At 73.1% G+C, this 22,477-nt stretch carries 21 protein-coding genes; 15 read left to right on the top strand and 6 right to left on the bottom strand.

The features are described 5' to 3' along the window. Nucleotides 1-125: 125 nt before the first annotated feature. The 4 genes from ABT092_RS22210 (at nt 126) to ABT092_RS22195 (ending at nt 4,300) form a co-directional block, all read left to right on the top strand. A complete protein-coding gene (locus ABT092_RS22210) occupies nt 126-614 on the top strand; it encodes a MarR family winged helix-turn-helix transcriptional regulator (RefSeq protein WP_351246469.1) in 489 nt (162 codons plus the stop codon). Then, nucleotides 611-1,939, top strand: a complete 1,329-nt coding sequence (locus ABT092_RS22205; protein ID WP_351246467.1) for an MFS transporter — start codon at nt 611-613, stop codon at nt 1,937-1,939. The genes ABT092_RS22210 and ABT092_RS22205 overlap by 4 nt, the downstream gene beginning before the upstream one ends. A gap of 88 nt (nt 1,940-2,027) precedes the next feature. Beyond that, complete coding sequence (locus ABT092_RS22200) at nt 2,028-3,221, top strand: cytochrome P450 family protein (protein ID WP_351246465.1); 1,194 nt, start codon at nt 2,028-2,030, stop codon at nt 3,219-3,221. A 104-nt stretch (nt 3,222-3,325) separates the two neighbouring features. Next, nucleotides 3,326-4,300 (top strand): cation diffusion facilitator family transporter, encoded by a 975-nt coding sequence (locus ABT092_RS22195; RefSeq protein ID WP_351246463.1) that lies wholly within the window; start codon nt 3,326-3,328, stop codon nt 4,298-4,300. Nucleotides 4,301-4,318: 18 nt separating this feature from the next. Here ABT092_RS22195 and ABT092_RS22190 read toward each other — a convergent pair whose 3' ends face one another. Beyond that, nucleotides 4,319-5,116, bottom strand: coding sequence for a phosphatase (locus ABT092_RS22190; RefSeq protein ID WP_351246461.1), 798 nt, complete (start codon nt 5,114-5,116; stop codon nt 4,319-4,321). Nucleotides 5,117-5,458: 342 nt separating this feature from the next. Here ABT092_RS22190 and ABT092_RS22185 point away from each other — a divergent pair, with 342 nt between their 5' ends. After that, nucleotides 5,459-5,668 carry a hypothetical protein gene (locus tag ABT092_RS22185; RefSeq protein ID WP_351246459.1) on the top strand — a complete coding sequence of 70 codons (210 nt, stop codon included), beginning with the start codon at nt 5,459-5,461 and terminating at the stop codon, nt 5,666-5,668. A gap of 48 nt (nt 5,669-5,716) precedes the next feature. On the opposite strand, the gene ABT092_RS22180 is transcribed toward ABT092_RS22185, so the two are convergent. Further along, nucleotides 5,717-6,586 (bottom strand): acyl-CoA thioesterase, encoded by an 870-nt coding sequence (locus tag ABT092_RS22180; protein ID WP_351246457.1) that lies wholly within the window; start codon nt 6,584-6,586, stop codon nt 5,717-5,719. Between the two features lie 231 nt (nt 6,587-6,817). Between ABT092_RS22180 and ABT092_RS22175 the strand changes: the two genes are divergently transcribed. Both ABT092_RS22175 and ABT092_RS22170 read left to right on the top strand, forming a co-directional pair. Further along, complete coding sequence (locus tag ABT092_RS22175) at nt 6,818-6,949, top strand: hypothetical protein (protein ID WP_351246455.1); 132 nt, start codon at nt 6,818-6,820, stop codon at nt 6,947-6,949. 243 nt (nt 6,950-7,192) lie between these two features. Beyond that, nucleotides 7,193-7,768 (top strand): hypothetical protein, encoded by a 576-nt coding sequence (locus ABT092_RS22170; protein WP_351246453.1) that lies wholly within the window; start codon nt 7,193-7,195, stop codon nt 7,766-7,768. Nucleotides 7,769-8,231: 463 nt separating this feature from the next. Here the strand turns inward: ABT092_RS22170 and ABT092_RS22165 are convergent, their stop codons facing one another. From ABT092_RS22165 to ABT092_RS22155, 3 genes are all read right to left on the bottom strand, one after another. Continuing rightward, nucleotides 8,232-8,786 (bottom strand): PIN domain-containing protein, encoded by a 555-nt coding sequence (locus ABT092_RS22165; RefSeq protein ID WP_351246452.1) that lies wholly within the window; start codon nt 8,784-8,786, stop codon nt 8,232-8,234. After that, entirely contained in the window at nt 8,783-9,886 is a 1,104-nt protein-coding gene (locus tag ABT092_RS22160; RefSeq protein ID WP_351246450.1) for a helix-turn-helix domain-containing protein, read from the bottom strand. Before ABT092_RS22160 ends, ABT092_RS22165 begins: the two co-directional genes overlap by 4 nt. A 101-nt stretch (nt 9,887-9,987) precedes the next feature. Continuing rightward, nucleotides 9,988-10,593 carry an SACE_7040 family transcriptional regulator gene (locus ABT092_RS22155; RefSeq protein ID WP_351246449.1) on the bottom strand — a complete coding sequence of 202 codons (606 nt, stop codon included), beginning with the start codon at nt 10,591-10,593 and terminating at the stop codon, nt 9,988-9,990. A gap of 98 nt (nt 10,594-10,691) precedes the next feature. On the opposite strand from ABT092_RS22155, the gene ABT092_RS22150 reads away from it, so the two are divergent. The 5 genes from ABT092_RS22150 to ABT092_RS22130 all read left to right on the top strand — a co-directional run bounded on the left by ABT092_RS22150 (nt 10,692) and on the right by ABT092_RS22130 (nt 17,492). Continuing rightward, the gene (locus tag ABT092_RS22150) at nt 10,692-12,314 is read left to right on the top strand and encodes a carboxyl transferase domain-containing protein (RefSeq protein ID WP_351246448.1); all 1,623 of its coding nucleotides are present in this window, start codon (nt 10,692-10,694) and stop codon (nt 12,312-12,314) included. Nucleotides 12,315-12,321: 7 nt separating this feature from the next. Further along, complete coding sequence (locus ABT092_RS22145) at nt 12,322-14,355, top strand: ATP-binding protein (protein WP_351246446.1); 2,034 nt, start codon at nt 12,322-12,324, stop codon at nt 14,353-14,355. 17 nt (nt 14,356-14,372) lie between these two features. Beyond that, nucleotides 14,373-15,326, top strand: coding sequence for a hydroxymethylglutaryl-CoA lyase (locus ABT092_RS22140; protein ID WP_351246513.1), 954 nt, complete (start codon nt 14,373-14,375; stop codon nt 15,324-15,326). A gap of 2 nt (nt 15,327-15,328) precedes the next feature. Continuing rightward, nucleotides 15,329-16,489, top strand: a complete 1,161-nt coding sequence (locus ABT092_RS22135; protein WP_351246511.1) for an acyl-CoA dehydrogenase family protein — start codon at nt 15,329-15,331, stop codon at nt 16,487-16,489. A gap of 142 nt (nt 16,490-16,631) precedes the next feature. After that, on the top strand, nt 16,632-17,492 hold the full coding sequence (locus ABT092_RS22130) for a siderophore-interacting protein (protein WP_351246444.1): 861 nt from the start codon (nt 16,632-16,634) through the stop codon (nt 17,490-17,492). A gap of 39 nt (nt 17,493-17,531) precedes the next feature. Here the strand turns inward: ABT092_RS22130 and ABT092_RS22125 are convergent, their stop codons facing one another. Next, a complete protein-coding gene (locus ABT092_RS22125; protein ID WP_351246443.1) occupies nt 17,532-19,130 on the bottom strand; it encodes a beta-N-acetylhexosaminidase in 1,599 nt (532 codons plus the stop codon). Nucleotides 19,131-19,264: 134 nt separating this feature from the next. On the opposite strand from ABT092_RS22125, the gene ABT092_RS22120 reads away from it, so the two are divergent. The 3 genes from ABT092_RS22120 (at nt 19,265) to glmS (ending at nt 22,449) form a co-directional block, all read left to right on the top strand. After that, complete coding sequence (locus ABT092_RS22120) at nt 19,265-20,161, top strand: DUF4429 domain-containing protein (RefSeq protein ID WP_351246441.1); 897 nt, start codon at nt 19,265-19,267, stop codon at nt 20,159-20,161. A 127-nt stretch (nt 20,162-20,288) separates the two neighbouring features. Beyond that, nucleotides 20,289-20,546: a hypothetical protein gene (locus tag ABT092_RS22115; RefSeq protein ID WP_351246439.1), complete on the top strand. Its 258-nt coding sequence runs from the start codon at nt 20,289-20,291 to the stop codon at nt 20,544-20,546. Between the two features lie 85 nt (nt 20,547-20,631). After that, nucleotides 20,632-22,449, top strand: coding sequence for a glutamine--fructose-6-phosphate transaminase (isomerizing) (gene glmS / locus ABT092_RS22110; RefSeq protein WP_351246437.1), 1,818 nt, complete (start codon nt 20,632-20,634; stop codon nt 22,447-22,449). The last annotated feature ends 28 nt before the right edge of the window (nt 22,450-22,477 follow it).

The following is a 22,477-nucleotide window of genomic DNA, read 5'->3' as shown; positions in this document are numbered from 1 at the left end:
GGGATGCACGCGCCGCCCGGTGATGCCGGCACCACCGGGCGGCCGTGCGGGAGTCGGCGCGTTTCCCGGCCGGTTCGCGCCTCCGCACCCCTCCCCAAATGTCACAGCACTGTTATATTAGCGCTGTGACATCTCCGGATCCCACGGTGCACCGTGACCCCTGGTACTCCCTGTACGCGCTCATGTCGGCGATGGACGCCGAGATCGAGAAGGTCTACGTCGAGCACGGCATCCAGGGGGTGCGGCCCCGGTTCGCCTATCCGTTGATCCGGCTCGCCCACACCGGGCCGCTGACCATCCGGGAGCTCGCCGAGTCCCTGGACCGCTCGCACTCGGCGATCAGCCAGACCGTCGCCGCCATGCGCAAGGAGGGGCTGGTCACCTCGGAGCCGGGGCCCGACGCCCGCACCCGGCGGATCGACCTGACGGAGCGGGGCCGGTCGATGGTGCCGTTCCTGGAGGCGGAGTGGCGGGCCACCCATGCGACGGTCGCCGAACTGGACCGTGAGGTGCCGTACGCGATGACCGCCGTGGTCGAGGAGGTGCGGCGGGCGCTGGAGCGGCGGCCGATGCGGGAGCGGATCCTCCACCACCTCGTCGAACCGCCGCGATGAGGGGGCGGGTCCGCGGTCGGTTCCTCGACACCCGGCCGCTGCGCCACAGCCCCACCTACCGGGACCTGTGGATCGGCATATCGGTCGCCCAACTCGGCGTCCAGATAGCCAATGTGGCGGTGCTGACCCAGGTCTGGGAGCTGACCGGCAGTCCGGTGGGCACCGGCGCCATCGGCTTGGCCACCGGGGTGCCGATGGTGCTGTTCGGGCTGCTCGGCGGCACCCTCGCCGACGCCGTCGACCGCCGCACGCTGGTGCGGGCCACCGCCGCGGGCCAACTGCTGTCCTCGGTGGGACTGTTCTCCCAGGCCCTGGCCGGCAACCGGAACGTGGTGCTGCTGCTCGCCCTGGTCGCCGCGGGGGCGAGTTGCAACGCGCTCGGCGCGCCCGCCCGGCGCGCCTACCCGGTCCGGCTGCTGCCGAGCGACCAGATCGCGTCCGGCCTCGCCCTGGCCAGCATCTCCTTCCAGACGGCCATGCTGGCCGGGCCAGCGGTGGCCGGACTGATCATCGCCCGTTGGGACCTGCCCGCCGCGTACGCCGTCCAGGCCGTGGCCACGACGGTTTCGATGCTCACGGTGCTCCGGTTGCCCTCCATGCGCCCCCAGGGGGTCGCCGCGGACGGCGGCAAACGCCGGCCGCAGCGCGGCGGTTGGCGGATCGTGCTGCGCCGGCCGAAGCTGTGGGGCTCGATGGCGACCGACCTGTCGGCAACTTTGCTCGCCATGCCCGTCGCGCTCTTCCCGCTGGTCAACGAGGTCCGCTTCGGGGGGAATCCGCAAACCCTCGGTCTGTTCCTCTCCGCCGTCGCGGTCGGCGGGATCACGGCCGGCCTGTTCTCCGGCACCGTGACCCGCTGGCGCCGGGCCGGCCTGGTGCAGTTGGTCGCCGCCGGCATCTGGGGTCTGGCACTGGCCGGTTTCGGACTCGCGGGGCCGCTGTGGCTGGCGTTGGGGTGCCTGGCCGTGGCGGGCGCCGCCGACACCGCGTCCGTCGTCACCCGGGGCGCCCTGGTCCAGTTGGAGACCCCGGACGCGTACCGGGGACGGGTCACCTCGGTGGAGCACGTCATCGGGGTGGCGGGTCCCGAGCTCGGCAACTTCCGCGGTGGCCTGCTGGCTTCGGCGACCTCCGTCCCGTTCGCCCTGGTCTTCGGCGGGCTGTCGGCCGCCGTGGCGGTCGCCGTGGTGGCCGCGACCAACGCCCCCCTCCGCGGCTACCGCACCCCGCCCCCCGCCGGGCGGACGGCCGCCACCGGAAGCTTCGGCGCGACGGCCGAAGAACGGCGGGAACTCTCCGGTGACGGGAGGGGCGAGCGGGAATAGCATGCGCATGCGAACGGCGACCAATCATCATTTTTCATGATGTTCCCGTACTGAAGCGCACCGCTCCCGGAACCACCGGAGGGACCGCATGTCATCGTCCGTCACCCCGACCCCGCACGACCTGGCGCCCCCGGGCACCGACCCCGACCAGCAGCCGGAACCCCTGTACCAGCGACTCCACGCGGAAGGCCCCGTCCACCGGGTGCGCATGCTCGACCTCGGGGACGTCTGGCTGGTGGTGGGCCGCGCCGAGGCCCGCGCCGCGCTCGCCGATCCACTGCTCCGCAACGACCTGCGGCACTCCGCCGGCTGGTCGGACGACGGCAGTTACGGGCCGGGGCGCAACATGCTCCAGACCGATCCGCCGGAGCACACCCGGCTCCGTGCCCGGGTCACCCGGCACTTCACCCAGGCCCGGGTGACCGCGTTACGCCCCCGCATCCGGCAGATCACCGCGGAACTGGTCGACGCACTGCCCCGGTCGGGCACCGCCGACCTGGTCGACGCGTTCGCCGTCCCCCTCCCGATCACGGTGATCTGCGAACTGCTGGGGGTGCCCGAACAGGACCGTCCGACGATGCGCGCCTGGTCCCGCGCCCTCATCACCCCCGACTCCGACGAGCTCGGCCGGGCCTCCTCCGCAGCGATGGCCGGATACTTCGGCGAACTGCTGGCCCGCAGGCGACGGGACCCCCGGGACGACCTGCTGAGCCTGCTGGCCTCCCCGGACGACGAGGACCCCCTGTCGCCCGAAGAGTTGATCGGCATGTGCTTCCTGCTGGTGGTGGCGGGCCACGAGACCACCATGAACCTGATCTCCGGCGCCCTGTACACGCTGCTGTGCCAGCCGCCGCTGCTGGCCTCGGTGCGGGCCGACCCCTCGCTGCTGGGCGAGGTCGTCGAGGAGACGCTGCGCTTCCACTCCCCCGCCCGGGCCGCGGCCTTCCGGTACGCGGCCGGGGACACCCGGATCGGCGACACGGCCGTGGCCCGCGGCGAGGCCGTCGTCATCTCGCTCGGCGGCGCCGGGCAGGACCCCCGCGGGTGCCCGCACCCGGAACGCTTCGCCCTCGGCCGGGAACGTCCGAACCACCTCGGGTTCGGGCACGGCGTCCACCACTGCCCCGGGGCGCCGCTCGCCCGCGCCGAAGGGGTCATCGCCCTGACCGAACTGCTCGCCAGGCGGCCCGAGTTCCGGCTGGCCGTGCCACCGGACGCGGTCCGCTGGCGCGCCTCCGTCCTGCTGCGCGGCATCGACGAGCTGCCCGTACGGTTCGGCTGACCTCGATGCGCCGGGCGGACGCGCCCGGCGCATCCGGACGCCGCACGGTGGACCGCGCCCCGCCACCGACCCCCACCCCACCCGTTCCGGCATACTGCGCGTCCATGAACGAAAGGGACGAAGGGCCGGGGGTCGCAACCGACAGCGGAGAGGGCGGCGAGAGCGTCGCGACGGTACTGGTGGCCGCCGCGGCCAACCTCGGGATCGCGGTGGCGAAGGCCGTCGCGGGGCTCACCAGCGGCTCCAGCGCGATGCTGTCCGAGGCCGCCCACTCGGTCGCCGACACCGTCACCGAACTCCTGCTGCTGACCGCCCTGAAGCGCGGCGAGAAACCCGCGGACGAGGACCACCCGGTGGGCCACGGCGCCGAACGCTACATCTGGGCGCTGCTCGCCGCCGTCGCCACCTTCGTCGGCGGGGCGGTGTTCGCCGTGTACGACGGGGTGCACACCCTCACCCACGGCGAGGAACCCGGCGACCCGCTGCTCTCCTACCTGGTGCTCGGCGTCGCCTTCCTGCTGGAGGGCTACTCCCTGCGGACCGGAGTCCGTCAGGCCCGCCGGGAGGCCCGCGGCTACGGCGTCCCGCTCCGCCGCTACCTGCGGCGCACCCCCGACACCGCGGTCAAGGCGGTCGTCCTGGAGGACACCGCGGCCCTGGTCGGGCTGTTGCTCGCGGCCGGCGGACTGCTCGGCGGGCAACTCACCGGCTCGGGGGCGTGGGACGGCACCGCCTCGCTCTGCATCGGCGCCCTGCTGCTCTGGGTGGCCTGGGAGTTGGGCCGCTCCAACGCCGAGCTGCTGATCGGCCGGCCGCTGCCCGCCCCGGTGCGGCGGGAGATCCGGGCGCTGCTGCTTGCCGACCCGCACGTGGACGGGGTGCTGGAGCTGACCACCCGACTGCTGGGACCGCGCGAGGCGCTGGTGGCGGCCAAGGTCGACTTCCGGGACCTTTCCACCGCCGCCCAGGTCGAGCAGGCCTGCGAGGAGGCCGAGCGACGGCTGCGACGACGCTTCCCGGTGATCAGCCGGGTGTACCTGGACCCCACGCCCGGCCCCTCCCTCGACCGCAGGCCCTGAGCCGGGCCGGGCCGCGGGTCAGCGGGCGGCGGTGAGCCCCGCAGCGGCCAACAGGTAGGCCACCATCGGGTCGTAGTAGCGGGGGCTGCGGACGTGGTCGTCCAGGGGCACCGCCACCTGGACGGTGCCCTCCGCCTCGGCGATGAACAACGCCGGGTCGTTGCAGTCGGCGTACCCGACCGAGTCGATGCCGCGCTGCCCGGCCCGGCCCGCCCACCCGTGGTCGGCGACGACCAGGTCCGGCGGGGCCTGCCCCAGCTGCGCCAAGCCGTCGAGCACCGCGTTCAGCGGCTGGGGCGAGTGGGTGTGCCACAGCGAGGCGCCGCCCGCCTGCATCGCCACGTCCGCGAGCTGGAAGACGACGCCCTCGTCGGCGAGCAGCCCGTCCGGGATGACGACGATGTCGCAGCCCGCCGCGCGCAGCGCCTCGGCGGTGGCCCGGTGCACGTCCAACAGGGCGCCCGGGTGGCCGGTGGCGACCAGCACCCGCTCCCGCCCGGCGGCGGCCTTGCGCAGCCGGGCGGCCATCCGGTCCAGGCCGTCGACGGTCAACTCCGGGTCGATGGTGTCCTGGCCCTGCCGGTGCTGCGGGTCGTCGTTCACCCCGCACCGTTCCGCCATCACGGCCAGCACGTCCTGCTCGTCGGTCCACCGGTCACCCAGCTCCAGGCCGAACCAGTAGTGGCGGTCCCCGTTGGCGAGCCTGCGGTAGTGGTCGAGGTTGTTCTCGCGGGGGGTGGCCACCTCGCCCGCGATGCGCGTGCGGATCAGATGGTCGACGAGCTCGGCGCGGCTGGGTGTCCCGGGTATCGGCATACCGCCCATTGTGCCGCCGGGGTCCCCCGGCCGGGCGGAGATCCACCAGCCCGTGCGCCCACCACGGCCGCGGGGGGCGTGACCCGGCCACCCCGTTTGAGACCTGTGCACCGTTCCAGCGGGTGATTCCGGGCCCCGGCGCCGTCCAAGTCTCACCGGGAGGTTCAGTGGAACGATGGAGGCAGGGCGGACGGCCCCCGGGCCCGCTGCGGTCCGCATGCCGGACGCCCGTCGCCCGAAGGCCGGCGCCGGCCCCGGGAGCGTCCACGTACGCCCGGGTCGGTGGCCCGCGGCGGGCCACCGCCGACAGCCACCCCGCAGACCACCGGAAGAGGTACCGCCATGAGGTTCGTCCTCGACGTGCACGTCCCCGACGACGCCCCGGCCGAGGAGGCGGTGAAGGAGTTGTCCCGGGCGCTGCGCTACTGGGCCGGCAACCTCCACCACTACCCGCTGGCGCCCGGCTCCGGCGAAAAGGTGTACGACTCCGGGTACCGGGAGATCGGCCGTTGGACCCTCACCGCCTCGCCCGACCCGGAGGCCGCGGGGTAGCGGTGCCGGTGTCCCCCGGGAGCCGGCGGGTACCGGGACGGCCGCGGACTACCGGGGCACCCGGATGACGCCCTCCTGGATGACGGTGACCGCCAACCGTCCGTCCCGGGTGTAGATCCGGCCCTGCCCCAGCCCGCGCCCGCCGGAGGCGGAGGGCGACTCCTGGTCGTACAACAGCCACTCGTCGGCGCGGAACGGACGGTGGAACCACATCGCGTGGTCCAGCGAGGCGCCCACCACGTCCCCGACCGCCCAACCGCCCCGCCCGTGCGCCAACAGCACCGAGTCGAGCAGGGTCATGTCGGAGACGTAGGTGACCAGGCAGACGTGCAACAGCGGGTCGTCGACCAGCTTGCCGGCGGCCCGGAACCACACCTGGGAGCGCGGCTCGCGCGGCCGGCCCAGCGAGGCGAACGGCGGCTCGTCGACGTACCGCAGGTCGATGGCGCGCCGGGCCTCGGCCAGCCGGTCCGGGACGCCCGGCAGCAGCACGTCGGCGTACCGGTCCAGGGTCTCGGCGGCGGTCGGCAGGGTCTCCGGATCGACGGAGGGGGGCACCGGCGCCTGGTGCTCCAGGCCCTCCTCGTGCGCCTGGAACGAAGCCGAGAGGTGGAAGACGGGCTGTCCGTGTTGGACGGCGACCACCCGGCGGGTGGTGAAGGACCGGCCGTCGCGGATGCGGTCCACGGAGTACACGATGGGCGCACCCGGGTCGCCGGGGCGCAGGAAGTAGGCGTGCAGGGAGTGCGCCGGACGGTCGGCGGGCGCCGTGCGCCCCGCCGCGACCAGGGCCTGCGCGGCGACCTGGCCGCCGAAGACCCGCGGCACCACGGAGGCGTGGGACCGTCCGCGGAAGATGTTCTCCTCGATCCGTTCCAGGTCCAGCAGATCGAGGAGCGACTGGAGTGCTTCAGGCATGTTCCGACCCTCTCAGAGCCCCAGGTCCTTCGCGACGACCGTCTTCGTGACCTCGCCGGTGTCGCCGAGGAGCCGCTTGACCGGCGTGTCCGCCGTACGGGCGGGCCGTGGGGTGCTCCTTGCACAGCAGAAGCTAAGCGCCCGCTCAGCCCCGTACGCTACCCGCCGGTCACATGACCGTCCAGGGCCGGACCCGGGTTCGACCGACACGGAACCCGACATGATGGGCCGGTGGAACACCGCCCCGTCGACGTGCGCGCCTCGCTCCGGCCGTTCGCCCAGTGGCTCCGCGCCCACGGCGACCGGAGCTACCGCGTCGAGCCGCCCCTCCAACCCTGGGAAACCGAACTCCACGACCCCTGAGCACGGCCGCCGACCACGACCCACGGGCTCCGGACCGCCCCGAGCGATGTGGGTTCCTGACGACCGAAACGAAGGCGACGGAGAGCCGAGCCGTCCTCACGCTCCTTGCCAGCAGCCCACCCGCCCGTCGCCGGCCCGTCGTGCCCAGGCGACGCACATCCCGCCACGGGTCAACAAGCCGACCTCGATCGGCACGAGTCGTTGACCCACTTACAGATCGGTGTAGTCAAAAACCCTCGTAGCGTGAGGGTCATCGGCGCCTTCGTCCCTGCGCCACTCCTCTTCGTCGAAGGGCGACAGCATGGCCAGCAGCGCCGTCAGCGCACCGCCGGGACGAACGTCGGCGGCGATCACTCCAACGACACCCGAGCTGTCCAGATAGAGCCGGAGTCGTTCCGGAGCCCTGAACAGGTATCCGCGGAGGCGTACGCGGGAACGACCTTCACGTCTCGGGCGGGCGAGTGTCGACAACAGGGTCTCGGCCCAGTCGTCCTTCGTGAACGGCGCTTCACCAACGGCTTCCGGGTCGACGCGGGCGAGAGGCATGCCCATGACCGTTCCGACCGTGCGAAGGGATCCCACCACGGCGAGTTGGGCTCGGAGCAGGGCGACGACGCTGTAGGTGGTACGCAGATCTCCGTCCTCCACACGGAGAGGGACCTCGTAGGCAACGGCGTGGCGGGAACCTCGACGGGGGCCGACGACGACCCGGACCGCCTCCGCACCGTCGGGTGCCGGGAGCACGCCCCGCACGTGCTGGTCGCCGACCAGGGGAGCCCAGACGTGACGCAAAAGGAGTTCGGCGATGGCGACCTGTAGCTCTCCGAGCTCCTCGACCTCGCCGGGGTCAGTATCCGCAGGAGATCTACCGCCGTTTCCCATACTCGCTGATTAACCCATTCTGGACACTTGCGCACGCCCTTGCAGTACGCAGTGATCACGCCGATCTTCTCGCCTCTTGCGACTTTGAATCGACCGTCGTCCGTCGCTTGCGCATACCTAGCCTTGACTACGATCTGGATTCGACGCCCATCAGTTCGCCATGCCCAGCCAAAGTATTGGATGTTGGCACCGTCGACAACGTGCGAGGGTTGCCGCAGTACGGCAACGTGCTCCGGGTCGATGGGACCGGAGCTACCGCGCCGAGCCGCCGTTCCAGCTCAGGGAGACCGAACTCCACGGCCTTCGAGCACGGCCGGACCGGGCCGCCCCGGCGAGCCCGACGACGAGGCGGACTGCGGATGGGCTCGCCCACCTCACTGGCGTGCGGAGCGACCGCGGCCTACACACCGGGAATGAGACCTTCCCGGTCACACCACTCGGCGAAACCACCCGGCTTGAAGGGCAGGCGGTACGCCGTGCTGAGCAGGTCGTCAGCGAGCGCGGAGACCAACGGCACCGTGAGGAGACCTGCCCGGATCGCGTCGCACAGCAGCCCGAGGGTCCGGCGCAAGGTGACGCCCCGTCCTCGCACGGCCTCAACGGCCACCCGGTCGTCGACGACGGCCACGGCAGCAGGCAGGCACTCCGCCAGGGCGAGCACCCCGCACTCGCCGACGTTGCGCCCGTCTGTCCCGACCAGAAGGCGCTCGTAGTGTGCGAAAGCCGAAAATTCGGCCGGGGTGTCGAGGGGGACGATCTCGATCCAGTCCGCGTCGAGCACGGCGCGCAGGTAGTGGTGCCGCTCAGCGCCGTTGCGCAACTCCGCTTCGACGACATCGGGGATCAGCACCCGGTGGTCCTTCAGAACGATCTTGAGGACTCCGAGCCATTGAGCGTGCGCGAAGTGACTCAGCGGCCCCGTGTCCAGCACGTACGCGGTCCGCGGGTCGGTCACGACGTCACCTTCCACATCTCCGCGTCCGAAACTGGTGGCAGACTCGGAAGGGAGTCGCGGGTGAAGGTGCCCCGGAACAATCCGAGAGCACGCTCGGCGCTGATCATCTCGCGGCGGTAGAGCCTCAACACCGCCTGCTCGTAGGGTCTCGGCAGGGAGACCGGCGCCAGTTCGTCACGCACGACGAGGTTCTTCTCCACGATGTCGGCCTGCTTGGTCTGCACACGGCGAACACGGTCCGCCCGCCCCCTGTCCACCAGGCCGATCTCGTGGAGTCGACGGGCCAGGGTCGCCATATCCACGCCGTAATGACTGGCAGCGCGCACCGCGGCGTCCCGCCAGGTGCCGTCGGGGTCGACCTCCCAGGTTCCCCAACGTTCACGGAGGTCCTCCCCCGGCATGAGGAAGGCCCTGGCGAATCGGTCCAGCCTCGCCTCAAGGCCCCGGGCGTCCGCCGCAGAGACCCTCCAGTCCAGGGAGAACTCGTCGGCGACGAGGTAGTGACCCAATTCGTGGGCTGCCGCGAGACGACGACGCCCCACCCGCCAGTGTCCGTTGACCAGCGCGACACCGCCGCGCTTGAGCAGCACCGTACCGGCGTCCGCACCTTCCCCCAGGTCCACGGAGAACACCAGGAGCCCCACACGCGCAGCCAACCGGGAGAACTCGTACACCGGCTCGCCGGGGTCCAGCCCGAGGAGCCCGCGTGCGGACACCGCGAGTTCGTCCGCCTCCTCCGTCGTGGTCGGATGGGGCAGGGCGGGGGGCTGGGCTTCGACCAGCTCGGGGCAGTGGGAGGTGACGAACTCCGCGTCGCGAACCAGCGAATCGAGCTCCGCGTCGATGGCCTGCACGCTCCCCCCCTCGCCCCGCACGGCTCCGCGGTACGACACGAGCGCGGGCGGCGCCTCGTCGACGAACCACTCCACCCGGCGGCCCAGTTCACGCGCCATCGCCACGAGTTCCACGGCCGTCACGCGCCGCTTGCCCGATTCGATCTTCGCCAGCGCCGTGCGGTCGATGCCGACGGAGGCCGCCAACTGGGTCTGAGTGACGCCGCGCTCCGCCCTTGCCTCCGAGATGCGCGCACCGATATCCATGTGTGCGAATTTAGCACGCACCCGCCATCTCGCCTCACCGTACGAACGGGTGCACTCGCGGAGAGAAACCGCCCGCCGCCTGGTCCGGACGGCATACACCCCTACCGCCCGAGGAGCCCCGCGCCCACCGCCGAGAAGGCGCCGCGGGCGAGGCGGTGCAGGAGTTCCGCGGCTTCGGCGCGGGTGGGGAGGGCGTCGGGGCGGCTGAGGTGGGGGGTGGAGTTGAGGAGGCCGAAGACGGCGTGGACGGCGGCGCGGGCCTCCGGTTCGGGGAGGTCGGCGTAGCGGGCCCGCAGGGCGTCCACCCACAGTTCGAGGTACTGGCGCTGGAGCTGGCGGACCAGCTTGCGGTCGCTGTCGCGCAGGCGGTCCAGCTCGCGGTCGTGGAGGACGATCAGGGGCCGGTCGTCGAGGGCGAAGTCGATGTGGCCCTCGATGAGGGAGTCCAGCAGGCCGGCGGGGTCGCCGACGGACTCCTCGACGCGCCGCCGGGCGCCGGTGAGGAGCTGGCCGCTGATGCCGACGAGGAGTTCGGCGAGCATCGCGTCCTTGCCGGCGAAGTGCCGGTACAGGCCGGGGCCGCTGATCCCGACGGCGGCCCCTATCTCGTCCACGCCCACCCCGTGGAAGCCGCGCTCGGCGAAGAGGCGCGCGGCCTCCTTCAGGATCTGCTCGCGGCGGGTGGAGGCGTCGGTTCTGGTGGCCATGACGTCGATTCTAGACAGGCGGGTTAGCGCTCGTTAACCTGAAGGGGTCGACGTTAACGCTCATTAACCGAGTGGCACGGGCAAGGGGGCTCGACACCATGCAGGAGGCACCGGTACTGGCGACCGCGGCCGACCCCGCGGCGGAGGCGTTCCAGGCCAACGGGGCGGCCCACCGCGCGCTGGGCGAGGAGCTGCGGAGCCGGCTGGCCCGCGCCCGGCTGGGCGGCGGCGAGCGGGCCCGGGCCCGGCACACCGCGCGCGGCAAGCTGCTGCCCCGGGACCGGGTGGACGCCCTGCTGGACCCGGGCTCCCCGTTCCTGGAGCTGGCGCCGCTGGCCGCGGAGGGCCTGTACGACGGGGCGGCCCCCGCGGCGGGCGTGGTCGCGGGCATCGGCCGGGTGTCGGGGCGGGAGTGCGTGATCGTCGCCAACGACGCCACGGTCAAGGGCGGCACCTACTACCCGATGACGGTGAAGAAGCACCTGCGCGCCCAGGAGGTGGCGCTGGAGAACCGGCTGCCGTGCCTGTACCTGGTGGACTCCGGGGGCGCGTTCCTGCCGATGCAGGACGAGGTGTTCCCGGACCGGGACCACTTCGGGCGGATCTTCTACCACCAGGCCCGGATGTCGGGCGCGGGCGTCCCGCAGATCGCGGCGGTGCTCGGGTCCTGCACCGCGGGCGGGGCGTACGTGCCGGCGATGAGCGACGAGGCGGTGATCGTGCGCGGGCAGGGCACCATCTTCCTGGGCGGCCCGCCGCTGGTGAAGGCCGCGACCGGTGAGGAGGTCAGCGCCGAGGAACTGGGCGGCGGGGAGGTGCACTCCCGGGTCTCCGGGGTGACCGACCACCTCGCCGAGGACGACGCGCACGCGCTGCGGATCGTCCGCACCATCGTGTCCACGCTGCCTCCCCGCACGGCGCCCCCGTGGGCCACGGCGCCGGTCGAGGAGCCGAAGGCCGACCCGCACGAGTTGTACGGGGTGGTGCCGGTCGACCCGCGCACCCCGTACGACGTGCGGGAGGTGATCGCCCGCCTGGTGGACGGTTCGCGGTTCGCGGAGTTCAAGGCGGAGTTCGGGCAGACCCTGGTGACGGGCTTCGCCCGGCTGCACGGGCACCCGGTGGGCATCGTCGCCAACAACGGCATCCTGTTCTCCGAGTCCGCCCAGAAGGGCGCCCACTTCATCGAACTCTGCGACCAGCGCGGGATTCCGCTGCTGTTCCTCCAGAACGTCTCCGGCTTCATGGTGGGCCGCGCCTACGAGGCGGGCGGCATCGCCAAGCACGGCGCGAAGATGGTGACCGCGGTGGCCTGCACCCGGGTGCCCAAGCTGACGGTGGTCATCGGCGGTTCCTACGGGGCCGGCAACTACTCGATGTGCGGTCGGGCCTACGGGCCGCGGTTCCTGTGGATGTGGCCCGGCGCCAAGATCTCCGTGATGGGCGGCGAGCAGGCCGCCGCCGTCCTGGCCACGGTCAGGCGCGACCGGTCGGCGGCCCGCGGCGAACCGTGGACGGTCGAGGACGAGGAGGCGTTCAAGGCGCCGATCCGCGCCCAGTACGAGACGCAGGGCAACGCCTACTACGCCACCGCCCGGCTGTGGGACGACGGGATCATCGACCCCCTGGAGACCCGTCAGGTCCTCGGCCTGGCCCTGACCGCCTGCGCCAACGCCCCGCTGCCGCCCCGCGGCGACGGCTTCGGCGTCTTCCGGATGTGAGGCCCCGATGAGCGACGCACCACGCACCCCCACTCCCCCGCCCGGCGCCGGCGGGGCGCTGTTCGACACCGTGCTGGTGGCGAACCGGGGCGAGATCGCCGTCCGGGTGATCCGCACCCTGTGTGCCCTGGGCATCCGCTCCGTCGCCGTGCACAGCGACGCCGATGCCGAGGCCCGCCACGTGCGGGAGGCCGACACCGCGGTCCGGCTCGGCCCGGCCCCGGCCGCCGACAGCTACCTGTCGATCGAACGGGTGCTGGACGCGGCCCGGCGCACCGGCGCCCAGGCGGTCCACCCCGGGTACGGGTTCCTGGCCGAGAACGCCGGCTTCGCCCGGGCCTGCGCCGAGGCGGGGCTGGTCTTCATCGGCCCGGCCGCGGAGGCGATCGCCCTGATGGGCGACAAGATCCGCGCCAAGGAGACGGTGGCCGCGGCCGGGGTGCCGGTGGTGCCGGGTTCCTCGGGCGCGGGCTTGGACGACGCCGCACTGATCGCCGCCGCCCGGGAGATCGGGATGCCGGTGCTGTTGAAGCCCTCGGCGGGCGGCGGCGGCAAGGGCATGCGGCGGGTGGTGGACGCGGCGGCGCTGCCGGAGGAGATCGCCGCCGCCCGGCGGGAGGCCCGGGCCTCCTTCGGGGACGACACCCTGTTGGTGGAGCGGTGGATCGACCGGCCGCGGCACATCGAGATCCAGGTGCTGGCCGACGCCCACGGCAACGTCGTCCACCTGGGGGAACGCGAGTGCTCCCTGCAACGGCGGCACCAGAAGCTGATCGAGGAGGCGCCCAGCGTGCTGCTGGACCCGGCGACCCGGGCGGCGATGGGCGAGGCGGCCGTGCGGGCGGCCCGGTCCTGCGGCTACCAGGGCGCGGGGACCGTGGAGTTCATCGTGCCGGGGTCCGACCCGGGCCGGTTCTCGTTCATGGAGATGAACACCCGGCTCCAGGTGGAGCACCCGGTGACGGAGCTGGTCGTCACGGTCGGCGGGCGGCGCGGCATCGACCTGGTGGAGTGGCAGGTGCGGGTGGCCGCCGGTCAACCGCTGCCGTTCGGGCAGCAGGACGTCGGTCTGACGGGGCACGCGGTGGAGGCCCGGATCTGCGCGGAGACGGTGTCGGTGCGGGAGGGCGCCCGCGGGTTCCTGCCGTCCGGCGGCACGGTGCTGTTGCTGCGGGAGCCGGACGGCGAGGGGGTGCGCACCGACTCGGGGCTGAGCGAGGGCACCGAGGTCGGCAGCCGGTACGACCCGATGCTCTCCAAGGTGATCGCCTACGGCCCGGACCGGGCGGGCGCGCTGCGCCGTCTGCGGGCGGCGCTCGCCGGGACGGTCACCCTGGGGGTGCCCACCAACGCCGGGTTCTTGCGCCGGCTGCTGGCCCATCCGGCGGTGGTGGCGGGCGAGTTGGACACCGGGTTGGTGGAGCGGGAGACGGACGTCCTGGTGCCGGACGGGGTGCCGGAGGAGGTGTACGAGGCGGCTGCGGCGGTGCGGCGGGCGGCCCTGGCACCGGCCGAGCGGGCGGACGGCTGGCGGGACCCGTTCGCGGAGCCCAGCGGTTGGCGGCTCGGCGGCGAGCCGCTGGTGCCGGCCTTCGCGCTGCGGGTGCCCGGGGGCGAACCGGTGCTGCACCGGCCGCGCGGCACGGCCCGGGTCGAGGTCGACCGGGTCGACGTCACCCTGGACGGGGTGCGGCACTCCTTCGACCGGGCCGGCGAGTGGTTGGGCCGCGACGGGGACGCCTGGCAGGTGCGCGACCACGACCCGGTGGCGGCGGCGCTCACCGGGGCGGGGCAGACGGGCGCCGACTCGCTGACCGCCCCGATGCCGGGCACGGTGACGGTGGTGAAGGTGGCGGTCGGGGACGTGGTGGAGGCGGGGCAGAGCCTGCTGGTGGTGGAGGCGATGAAGATGGAGCACGTGGTGTCCGCCCCGCACGCCGGCACCGTCACCGGGGTGGACGTGCGGCCGGGGAGCACCGTGGCGATGGACCAGGTCCTCGCCGTGGTGGAGCCCGCGGCCCCGGCCGGGGAGGCGTCGTGACCGCGGCCGGGCTGCCGATGCGGGTGCCGGCGGCGGATCTGCCGGCCCGGGTGCGGATCCACGAGGTGGGGCCGCGCGACGGGCTCCAGAACGAGTCGGTGAACGTGCCCACCGAGGTGAAGGCCGAGTTCGTGCGGCGGCTCGCGGACGCGGGGCTGACCACCATCGAGGTCACCAGCTTCGTCCGCCCCGAGTGGGTGCCGCAGCTCGCCGACGCGGAGGAACTGTACCCGCAGGTACGGGAGTTGCACGAGGAACGGGGCATCGCCCTGCCGGTGCTGGTGCCCAACGCCCGCGGTTTGGAGCGGGCGTTGGCCCTGGGGGCGCGGCGGATCGCCGTGTTCGCCAGTGCCACCGAGTCCTTCGCCCGGGCCAACCTGAACCGCACGGTGGACGAGTCGCTGGCGATGTTCGAGCCGGTGGTGGCCCGGGCCAAGAGCGGCCGGCACGGCCCGGTGCACGTGCGGGGCTACCTGTCGATGTGCTTCGGCGACCCGTGGGAGGGCCCGGTGCCGATCGCCCGGGTGGTGCGGGTGTGCCGGGCGCTGCTGGACATGGGGTGCGACGAGCTCAGCCTCGGCGACACCATCGGGGTGGCCACCCCGGGCCACGTGCTGGCGCTGCTGGCCCGGTTGAACGGGGCGGGGGTGCCCACGGACCGGCTCGGGGTGCACTTCCACGACACCTACGGGCAGGCGCTGGCGAACACCCTGGCCGCCCTCCAGCACGGGGTGGCCACCGTCGACGCCTCGGCGGGCGGGCTCGGCGGCTGCCCGTACGCGAAGTCCGCCACCGGCAACCTGGCCACCGAGGACCTCGTGTGGATGTTGTCCGGTCTCGGCATCGACACCGGTGTCGACCTCGACCGGTTGAGCGCCACCAGCGCCTGGCTGGCGAAGCGGCTGGGTCGCCCCAGCCCGTCCCGTACCGTCCGCGCCCTGATCGGGGCACCCCAGGAGGAATCGCGATGACGCTGGACCACCGGCTCGCCCCGGAGCACGAGGAACTGCGGCGCACCGTCGAGGAGTTCGCCCACGACGTGGTGGCACCGAAGATCGGCGACTACTACGAGCGGCACGAGTTCCCGTACGAGATCGTGCGCGAGATGGGCCGCATGGGGCTGTTCGGGCTGCCGTTCCCGGAGGAGTACGGCGGGATGGGCGGCGACTACCTGGCGCTGGGCGTGGCGCTGGAGGAGTTGGCCCGGGTGGACTCCTCGGTGGCGATCACCCTGGAGGCGGGGGTGTCGCTGGGGGCGATGCCGCTGCACCTGTTCGGCACGGAGGAGCAGAAGCGGACCTGGTTGCCCCGGCTGTGCTCGGGCGAGGTGCTGGGCGCCTTCGGCCTGACCGAGCCGGACGGGGGGTCCGACGCGGGCGCCACCCGCACCACGGCGCGGTTGGACGGGGCGAGCGGCGAGTGGGTGATCAACGGCACCAAGTGCTTCATCACCAACTCCGGCACCGACATCACGGGCCTGGTGACGGTCACCGCGGTGACCGGCCGCACGCCGGACGGGTCCCCGCTGATCTCGGCGATCCTGGTGCCGTCCGGGACGCCCGGGTTCACGGTGGGGGCCCCGTACTCCAAGGTCGGCTGGAACGCCTCCGACACCCGGGAGTTGGCGTTCTCGGACGTGCGGGTGCCGGCGGCGAACCTGCTCGGCGAGGAGGGCCGCGGGTACGCGCAGTTCCTGCGCATCCTGGACGAGGGCCGGATCGCGATCGCCGCGTTGGCGACCGGGCTGGCGCAGGGGTGCGTGGACGAGTCGGTGAAGTACGCCAAGCAGCGGCAGGCGTTCGGGCGGGCCATCGGCTCCTTCCAGGCGATCCAGTTCAAGATCGCGGACATGGAGGTGAAGGCGCACACGGCCCGGCTGGCGTGGCGGGACGCGGCCAGTCGGCTGGTGGCCGGGGAGCCGTTCAAGAAGGAGGCCGCGCTGGCGAAGCTGTACTCCTCGACGGTGGCGGTGGACAACGCCCGGGAGGCGACGCAGGTGCACGGCGGGTACGGGTTCATGAACGAGTACCCGGTGGCCCGGATGTGGCGGGACTCCAAGATCCTGGAGATCGGCGAGGGCACCAGCGAGGTGCAGCGGATGCTGATCGCCCGCGAGCTGGGGCTCACCGGCTGAGCGAAGGGCGCCGGGCCTGGTGCGAGACGTACCGCACATGCGGACCGGCCCCGTTCCCCGGGTACTTAGGGTGGGCTAACCTGCCTGGCGAGAGCAGGGCGCCGGGCCCCACCGCCCGGCGCCGCCCCCGCACCGATGGGAGTTGAGCCCCGTGCCCGCCGCCGTGGCCACCGCGTTCCGTTTCTTCCGCGCCAGCGTGATCGGGGTGGCGCCGCTGGGGCCGTCCCTGGTGCGGGTCACCTTCGGCGGGCCCGAGCTGGCGGAGGTGGCGTCCGGCGGGCTGGACCAGAGCGTGTCGCTGTTCCTGCCGCACCCGGGTCAGTCGGAGCCGGTCGTCCCGGTCGAGGCGGGCCACGACTGGTGGCGGGCGTGGCGGGCGCTGCCGGAGGCGGAGCGGGCGGTGATGCGCACGTACACGCTGCGGGCGCAGCGGGTGCGCCCGGACGGCACCACCGAGGTGGACGTCGACTTCGCCCTGCACGGCGCCGGGGGTTCGGGGGGCGCGGGTCCCGCGGCCCGTTGGGCGGCCGGTGCGGTGCCGGGCGACCGGGCGTTGCTGTACGGGCCGGCGGTCGCGGACAACCGGGCGGTGAAGTTCCGTCCGCCGCACGGCACCGACCTGGTGGTGGTGTGGGCCGACGAGACGGCGCTGCCGGCGGCGGGCGCGATCCTGGAGTCGCTGCCGTCGGGGATGCGGGGAGTGGCCTGGCTGGAGGTGCGGCACGAGGACGACCGGCAGCCGCTGGCCACCCACGCCGAGGTCACCTGGCTGGTGACCGGGCGGGGCGCGCCCTCGGGCCCGGCGGCGATCCGGGCCGCGGAGTTCCCGGCGGCCCGGGCGCCGTACGTGTGGATCGCCGGGGAGGCCGGCACGGTGAAGGAGCTGCGCCGCCACCTGGTGGGCGAACGGGGCCTGGACCGGCGGGCGGTGACGTTCACCGGCTACTGGCGGCGCGGCATGTCGGAGGACCGGATGCGGGCGGAGGGCGCCGGCGCGGAGTGACGCGCACCCCGGCGGCCGGCGCCCCGCCGCCCGCGGCGGCTACTGCTGCGGCCAGGGCACCTGCGGGGAGCGGTGGTAGCGGATGCCGAGGGCGTCCCAGCGGGGCGCCTGGGCGGCGAGCCGCTGCCGGTAGGCGTCCCAGTCGTGGGTGGCGCGCGGGGACCAGCCGAGTTCGGCGATGCCGGGCAGCCGCGGGAAGGCCATGACCTCCAACTCCGCGGAGGTGGCCAGGGTCTCCGTCCACAGGGGCGCCTCGACGCCGAGGAGCGCCTCCTCGGGGAGCCCGTCGAGGTAGGTGGCCGGGTCCCAGTCGTAGGAGCGGCGCACCTCCACCCGGCCCGCCCAGTCCAGGCCGAGTTCGGTGGCCTCGGTGTACTTCATGTCGAGGTAGGAGCGGTCGGCCGGGGAGAGCACCACCTTGGCGCCGGCGAGGGCCGCGTCCACCACCTGCCGGCGTTCCTCCTCGGAGGTGGCGTCGTAGCCCCAGTACTGGATGACGGCGCCGGCGACGGGTCGGGCGCCGGCGAGCTGGTGCCAGCCCATGACCGTCTTGCCGTGCCGGGTGACCAGGGCCTGGGCCCGGTCCATGAAGTGGGCGTACTCGTCCTTGGGGGTGGCGTCGGCCTCGTCCCCGCCGATGTGCAGGAGGTCGCCGGGGGTGAGTTCGGCGACCTCGCGCACCACGTCGTCCACGAAGTGGTAGGTGACCTCCTCGGGGACGCACAGGGTGCTGAAGCCGACCTCGACTCCGGTGTACGGCTCGGGGGCCTCGCCGTCGGGGTTCAGCTTGGGGTAGGCGGTGAGGGCGGCCTGGGTGTGGCCGGGCATGTCGATCTCGGGGACGACCTCCAGGTGGCGGGCGGCGGCGTACCGCACGATCTCCCGGTACTCGTCCTTGGTGTAGTGGCCGCCCGCGCCGCCGCCGACCTGGGTGGTGGCGCCCTTGGTGGTCAGGTCGGGCCAGGAGTCGACGGCGATGCGCCAGCCCTGGTCGTCGGTGAGGTGCAGGTGGAGGGTGTTCAGCTTGTAGAGGGCGAGCTGGTCGACGTATCGCTTGACCTGGTCGACGGTGAAGAAGTGGCGGGCCACGTCGAGCATGGCGCCCCGGTACCCGTAGCGCGGCACGTCGCGGACGGTGCCGCCGGGCACCGTCCAGGGGCCGGGCTGCTCGGTTCGCTCCTCCACCGCGGCGGGCAGCAGTTGGCGCAGGGTCTGCACCCCGTAGAAGAGTCCGGCCGGCCGGCGGGCGGTGATCGTCACCGCCTCGGGGCCGCTGTCCAGCAGGTAGCCCTCGTCCCCGAGGTCCGGTTCGCCGTCGGTGAGCAGCAGCCGGATGCCGTCCGCGGCGTCCTCCTCGACGGGCAGCGGATGGCCGGTGGAGGGGCGTAGCAGTGCGGCGAGGTGGTCGGCGACCTCCTGCGCCCCGGGCGCGCCCCGGGTGCGGATGCGGGTGTCGGCGGTGATCCGGTACGGGGTGTTGCGCGGCTCGACGGAGGCGGGCGCGGGTATGACCCGGCCCAGGGCGGGGGTCGGGGGCGCGGCGCCGCCGCCCTCCCCCGGTTCGACGGCGCCCGGGCTGCCGGTGGCGAGCAGCAGCGAGCCGAGGAGCACGGACGATTCTCTGTGACGGGGGTTCACCTGCGGTCCCTTCGAGGTGTTCCGGCCCCGCCCGGGCGGGCGGGGGCGAGCGGCGGCGAGCGGTCCGGTCCGCACCCGTGGACCCCTCGACGGTTCCACCTTCTACCCCGCGGGACGGATGGGAGAATCCCCGTATGGCGGAAATCATCCAGCGCGACGGGACGTGGACCTTCGACGGCGGCACGGTGCGGCTGGTGCCGGGCCGGGACAAGGCCGTGAGCCTGTTGCGTCGGACCCTGGGCGAACTGGCCGTGCCCCTGGAGGCGGTGGCCGGCGTCTCCTTCGAGCCGGGCCGCAAGTCGGGACGGCTGCGGCTGCGGCTGCGGGAGGGCGCCGATCCGCTGCTCCAGGCGGCGGGCGGGCAGCTGACGGACGGGATGGACCCGTACCAGTTGACGGTGGAGCCGGACCGGGGCGGGGTCGCCGAGTACTTCGTGGACGAGGTCCGCAACGCGCTGCTGCTGGACGAGGTGCCGGCCGGGCCGACGGACGGCTATCTGCTGGCCGGGCCCGCGGTGCCGTTGTCGGTGCAGGCGGGCGACGGTTCGGCGAGCTTCGACGGGGAGCACGTGCGGCTGGAGTGGAACTGGAAGACCGAGGAGGCCAAGGCCGCGGCGGGCACCCGGTCGATGCCGGTGGACACCGTGCAGGCGGTGGAGTGGCAGCCGGCGGTGGGGCTGGAGAACGGCTTCATCCGGTTCACCCTGAAGAACGTCCCGCCGACGAAGGCCCCGCCGAAGTACGACCCGCACGCGGTGGTCCTGTGGGGCTTCCGCCGGGATCCGCTGATGGCGTTGATCGCCGCCGCGGTGCAGGCGCGGCTGCCGCACCCCTCGGCGCCGGCCCGGGGGGAGGAGCCCCGTAGGGAGCTGTCGCCGGCGGGCCCGGAGCCGGCGGCGGCCCGACCCGTGGAGGACGACCACGACGCGCTGCTGCGGCGGCTGCGGGAGCTGGGCGAGCTGCGGCAGGCGGGGGTGCTGACGGAGGAGGAGTTCAGCGTCGCCAAGCAGGCGGTGCTGCGCCGGATGTGATGCAGGCCACTGGGGAGGAGCTTCCCACCTCCGCACGAACGGCACCTGACCGGCAATCGAGCGGAATCCTGCCCGAAATCGGGCAGGATTCTTGCGAAACCCCGAAGCGGTCACCCAGGATCATCGAGTGCACGACGACCTGGTCGATCATCTGACCCGCAGCACGCCGCTGAACCGCGGCGAGGCGCTCCGGGTGGTCCAGGACGTCCTCGCGTACTTCGACGAGACGACCGAGCAGTACGTCCGTCGCCGCCACCGCGAACTCCAGGGTCAGGGCCTGGTGAACGCGGAGATCTTCGAACGGATCTCGGCGGACCTGAACTACCGTGCGGTCGCGCCGCCGACCCTCTCACTGAGGCAGCTGCGCCGCATCGTCTACGGCTGACGGGGGCACCCGCCAGGCCGGGCCCGGGGTACGCCCCGGCCCCGCGCGGCCGTCCGAGCGACAGGAATATAGGGGAACACGTTCTATGTGCGGAATCGTGGGATACATCGGCAAGCGCGATGTGGCGCCGTTGCTCCTGGAGGGCCTCCAGCGACTGGAGTACCGCGGGTACGACTCGGCGGGCGTCGTCATCACCGGCCCGAAGACCGGCGGACTGAAGATGGTCAAGGCCAAGGGCCGGGTCCGGGACCTGGAGGCCAAGGTCCCCAAGCGCTTCCACGGCACCACCGGCATCGCCCACACCCGCTGGGCCACCCACGGCGCCCCCTCGGACGCGAACGCGCACCCCCACCTGGACGGCTCCGGCAAGGTCGCCGTGGTCCACAACGGCATCATCGACAACGCCTCCGACCTGCGGGCCAAGCTGACCGCCGAGGGCGTGGAGTTCCGCTCCGAGACCGACACCGAGGTGCTCACCCACCTGATCGGCCGCAGCGAGGCCCCCACCCTGGAGGAGAAGGTCCGCGCCGCGCTGCGCCTGGTCGAGGGCACCTACGGGATCGCCGTGCTGCACGCCGACTTCGCGGACCGGATCGTGGTCGCCCGCAACGGCTCCCCGGTGGTGCTCGGCATCGGCGAGAAGGAGATGTTCGTCGCCTCCGACGTGGCCGCGCTGGTCACCCACACCCGGCAGGTCGTCACCCTCGACGACGGCGAGATGGCGACGCTGAAGGCCGACGACTTCCGCACGTACACCACCGAGGGCACCCGCACCACCGCCTCGCCGACCACCGTGGAGTGGGAGGCCGAGTCCTACGACATGGGCGGCCACGACACGTACATGCACAAGGAGATCCACGAGCAGGTCGAGGCCGTGGACCGGGTGCTGCGGGGCCGGATCGACGACCGGTTCTCCACCGTCCACCTGGGCGGGCTGAACCTGGACGCCCGGGAGGCCCGCGCGGTGCGCCGGGTGAAGATCCTCGGCTGCGGCACCTCGTTCCACGCGGGCATGATCGGCGCCCAGATGATCGAGGAGCTGGCCCGCATCCCCGCCGACGCCGAGCCGGCCTCCGAGTTCCGCTACCGCAACCCGGTCGTGGACCCGGACACCCTCTACGTCGCGGTCTCCCAGTCCGGCGAGACCTACGACGTGCTGGCCGCCGTGCAGGAGCTGAAGCGCAAGGGCGCCCGGGTGCTCGGCGTGGTCAACGTGGTGGGGTCCGCCATCGCGCGGGAGGCCGACGGCGGGGTGTACGTGCACGCCGGTCCCGAGGTGTGCGTGGTGTCCACCAAGTGCTTCACCAACACCACCGTCGCCTTCGCCCTGCTCGCCCTGCACCTGGGCCGCACCCGCGACCTGTCGGTGGCGGACGGCAAGCGGATGATCGAGGGGCTGCGCCGGCTGCCCGGCCAGATCGCGGAGATCCTCAAGCAGGAGGACGAGATCAAGAAGCTGGCCCAGGGCTTCGCCGAGGCCCGCTCGATGATGTTCATCGGCCGGGTGCGCGGCTACCCGGTGGCCCGGGAGGCGTCCCTGAAGCTCAAGGAGGTCTCGTACATCCACGCCGAGGCGTATCCGGCCTCGGAGTTGAAGCACGGCCCGCTGGCGCTGATCGAGCCGGCGCTGCCGACCGTGGCGATCGTGCCCGACGACGACCTGTTGGAGAAGAACCGCGCGGCGCTGGAGGAGATCAAGGCCCGCAGCGGGCGCATCCTCGCCGTGGCCCACCAGGAGCAGGAGAAGGCGGACCGGACCATCGTCGTCCCCAAGAACGAGGACGAGTTGGACCCGATCCTCATGGGCATTCCGCTGCAACTCCTCGCCTACCACACGGCGTTGGCGCTCGGCCGGGACATCGACAAGCCGCGCAACCTGGCCAAGTCCGTGACCGTGGAGTAGGGACGCGAGCCCGGGACCGGGCCGGTGA

This window comes from Streptomyces sp. NPDC002490 (assembly GCF_040296045.1).
In the GTDB taxonomy this organism is placed as follows: Bacteria; Actinomycetota; Actinomycetes; order Streptomycetales; family Streptomycetaceae; genus Streptomyces.
Note: the sequence above shows the minus strand (reverse complement) of the source record. Positions and strands in the feature narration are given on the sequence as shown.